Genomic DNA, 907 nt, shown 5'->3' on the forward strand with positions numbered 1-907 from the left:
AGACGGCGCTCGCGCTCTCGCACCTCGTCCAGACGCGGTTCCGGCACGACGCGCTGCAGATCATCGGCTTCAACCTCGCGGCCCGGCGGCTCACCCCGACCGAGCTGACCGAGGCCGAGCCGGAGTGGGTGCAGGGCACCAACCTCCAGCACGCGCTGGTGCTCGCGTCCCGGCACCTGCGGCGGCACCCCGATGCCGAGCCGGTCGTCCTCGTCGTCACCGACGGTGAACCGACCGCGCACCTCGAGGCCGACGGCCGGCCGACCTTCCACTGGCCCGCGACCCAGGCGACGATCCGCGCGACCGTCGCGCAGGTCGACGAGCTGCGCCGCTCGGGCGCCCAGCTCAACGTCTTCATGCTCGGCGAGGACCCGGGGCTGGCGCGGTTCGTCGACGCGGTCGCACGCCGGGCCGGTGGTCGCGTCTTCACCCCGGACGTGTCGCGCCTCGGTGAGTACGTCGTCGCCGACTACCTCCGCACTCGGCGCGGGCGGCGCTGAGGACCCCCCGCCGCACCCACAATTCGCTCGCTGCCCGCGGGCAGCGGCTGTCATCGTGGCGCCATGCACGCTCACGACCCGCGGCTGGACCGCATCGAGGCCTACTACGACTGCGTCCCGCGCGCCGTCGCGGTCCCCGAGGAGGGCGGCCCCTTCACGATCTTCGTGGCCGAGGAGGGCACAGGGTGGCAGTTCTACGCGCGGCCGCGGCTCGGCGGGTCGGCGCAGTTCACCCCCGAGGACGTACGCCGTGTGCTCGAGCGCCAGCAGGCCCTCGCGGTGCCGCGGGCGATCGAGTGGGTCGACGAGGTCACGCCGTCGCTGCTCCCTGCGGTGCGCGGGGCGGGACTCGAGCCCCGCTGCTACCCGCTGCTCGTCCTGTCGGCGGACGTGCCGGTCTCCGCGGA

The 907-nt window shown here is 74.4% G+C and carries 1 protein-coding gene and 1 pseudogene; both read left to right on the plus strand.

From position 1 onward, the window contains the following. Positions 1-500, plus strand: a 500-nt coding sequence (locus tag ABD194_RS21255; protein ID WP_486388618.1) for a vWA domain-containing protein, incomplete at its 5' end; no start/stop codon positions are given. A gap of 63 nt (positions 501-563) precedes the next feature. Beyond that, positions 564-907, plus strand: a pseudogene (locus ABD194_RS21260) (GNAT family N-acetyltransferase); the annotation flags it as partial.

Source organism: Terrabacter terrae (genome assembly GCF_039529575.1).
GTDB classification, from domain to species: domain Bacteria; phylum Actinomycetota; class Actinomycetes; order Actinomycetales; family Dermatophilaceae; genus Terrabacter; species Terrabacter terrae.